1 protein-coding gene is annotated in these 2,989 nt (G+C 69.0%); it reads right to left on the bottom strand.

What is annotated here, in order from left to right:
- On the bottom strand, nucleotides 1–2,740 hold a 2,740-nt coding region (locus ACWDU1_RS31220), incomplete at its 3' end, for an amino acid adenylation domain-containing protein (RefSeq protein ID WP_450003991.1).
- Nucleotides 2,741–2,989 lie beyond the last annotated feature (249 nt).

The raw sequence follows: 2,989 nt of genomic DNA on the forward strand, positions 1-2,989 counted from the left end.
TACCGATCAGATCGTCGAGGGCCTGTTCACCACGACCCGCCATCGGCGTACCGATCGCTATATCGTCGGTGCCGGACAACCGGGACAGCAGCACCGCGAACGCGGTGTGGATCACCATGAACGGGGTGGCATTAGCCGCGCGCGCCACCTCCAGCAGCGCCGCATGGGTCGGGGCGTCGATCTGGACCGCGATCCGGCCACCCGCATAGGACTGCACGGCCGGACGCGGCCGGTCCGCGGGCAGCTCCAGCTGGTCCGGAAGATCCGCCAGCGCCGCGCGCCAGTATTCGATCTGCTTGTGCGCCACCGATTCCGGATCGGATTCGTCGCCGAGCAGCTCCCGCTGCCACAGCGCGAAATCCGCGTACTGGACCGGCAGCGGCTGCCAGCCCGGTGCCGCGCCCGCGGCCCGCGCCGCGTACGCGATCATCAGGTCACGGGTCAGCGGCGCCACCGACGCACCGTCGCCGGCGATATGGTGCACCACCACCGCCAGCACGTATTCGTTTTCCGCACCCTCGATCTCGAACAGCGCGACCCGCAGCGGCACCTCTTCGGTGACGTCGAAGGACCTCGACAGCAGTTCGATCAGGGCGGTCTCGACCGCTTCCGGGGCCACGGCCCGGACCGAGAGTCCGACCACCGGCTCGCCGAGCGGCCGCACGACCTGTACCGGACCCTCGTCGGTTTCCGGATAGTAGGTCCGCAGGACCTCGTGCCGATCCACGAGATCATCGATCGCCGTGCGCAGGGCGGCCACATCCAGTTCGCCCGACAGGCGCACCGCGATGGGAATGCTGTAGGCCGCGGATTGCTCGTCGAACCGGTTCAGGAACCACATCCGGCGCTGGGCCAACGAGAGCGGTACCCGCTCCGGACGCGGCCGTGCGGTGAGCGCCCGATGCTCGGCACCGGCCTCGCCGAGTTCCTCGAGTTTCTCGGCGAGCTGGGCCACGGTCGCGGCCTCGAACAGGATCCGGGCCGGAATCCTGGCGTCCACCAGCGCGCTGAGCCGGGCCACCACCTGGGTCGCGATCAGCGAATTGCCGCCGAGTTCGAAGAAGTTGTCGTCGGCGCCGACCGGATCCGCGGGATGCAGCAGGTCGGTGAATACGGCGGCGACCTGCTTCTGCAGCAGGGTCTGCGGCTCGCGGTACTCGGTGGTGTGCAGCTGTGGTTCGGGTAGTGCCCGGCGATCCAGCTTCCCGACCGGGGTCAGCGGGATCTCCTCCAGCACGGTGATACTCGCCGGCACCATGTAGGCGGGCAGGCGGCTCTCGGCCAGGGCGATCAGCTCGTCGGTATCGACCGCGGCCCCGCTCGCCGCATGGACATAGGCGGCCAGGACGGTCGCCCCGCTGGGCGGCTCGTAGCCCACCGTGACCGCGAAATCCACCGATTCGTGTTCGGTGAGCACGGCATCGATTTCGCCGAGTTCGATGCGGAAACCGCGGATCTTCACCTGGAAATCGTTGCGGCCCAGGTATTCCACCGAACCGTTCGCGCGCCAGCGCGCCAGGTCGCCGGTGCGGTAGATCCGGGCCCCGCCCTCGTCGAACGGGTTGGCCACGAACCGCTCGGCGGTCAGGCCCCGGCGGTTGTGATAGCCGCGCGCCAGCTGGATACCGGCGATATAGAGCTCACCGGTCACCCCGGTCGGCAGTGGGCGCAACTGGTCGTCGAGGACGTATTCGGTGACATGACGCACCGGCGGGCCGATATCGACCGGCTCGTCGGGCGTCAGCGGGCCGCTGATATTGGCGAGGATGGTGGCCTCGGTGGGCCCGTACCCGTTGAAGAAGCTCCGGGGCCGGCCGTCCACCAGCGTCCCCGCCCATCGGCGCACCAGTTCCGGCGGGCACGCTTCCCCGGCGACGACCACCACCCGCACATCGTCGAGCCCCGCCGGGTCCGTCGACGACAGGGCGGAGGGGGTGATGACGATATGGGTCACCCGCTCGCGCCGCACCAGCGCGGCCAGCTCCTCACCGCCGTACACCGACGGCGGGACCACCACCATGGTCGCCGCGGCGCCGACCGCCATCAGCAATTCGAGAATCGCGACATCGAAGGACGGCGAGATGATGTGCAAGACCTGAGCGGTGGAATCCACCAGGAATCGTTCCACCTGCTCGGCGCAGAACCCGGCCAGTCCGGCCTGGGTGACCACCACACCCTTCGGTTTGCCCGTCGACCCCGAGGTGTAGGTGACATAGGCGGGGTGCTCGGCGCGCAGGGGGCGCAGCCGCTCGTCGAAGGACACCGGATCGGCCGGGTACTCCGCGAGCAGGGCGGCGGTTTCCGGGCTGTCGACCGCCAGCCATTCCACGGCATCCGGCAGTTCGGCCACCGTATCGGCGACCGACAGGCCGAATACGACACCGGAATCGGTGACCATATGGTTGATCCGGTCCGGCGGGTAGTTGACGTCCACCGGTACGTATCCGGCGCCGGTTTTCGCCACCGCCCACACCGCGGCCACCGAATCGATCGAGCGCGGGATACCGACCGCGACCAGACTTTCCGGACCGGCCCCGTGGGCGATGAGCAACCGGGCCAGCCGGTTGGAACGTTCGTCGAGCTCCGCGTAGGTGAGCTGACCGGGTTCACCGCCGACGTAGGCGCCGCGGAGGGCGATTCCGGTGGGATTGGTCTCCACCGCCGCGGCCAGGAGTTGGGGAAGACCGGTGAACCGGGGGCGCCGGGCGCGTGTGGGCCGAGTGCGTGCCGTTCGGGTCATCCTCGCATCACTTCCTGGAGATGAACCCTCCGGTCACCGACAACAGAGCCCATCAACCTACCTCACCTGCAGTTACTTACTACGCGCCGGGCGGCCGGATGCGCCCGGGACGCAGCGGCGGCACCGCGTCCGGGCATGTTCGACCGCTGCGGCTCTCGCAGTCTTCCATCATTACATTGTCCGCCGTAGCGCGGTCGTTACCTTCGCTGGTCCCGGCCGCCTCGACCCGGGCGTCCGCCCGGTGTGGGT

This window comes from Nocardia sp. NPDC003345 (genome assembly GCF_053589395.1).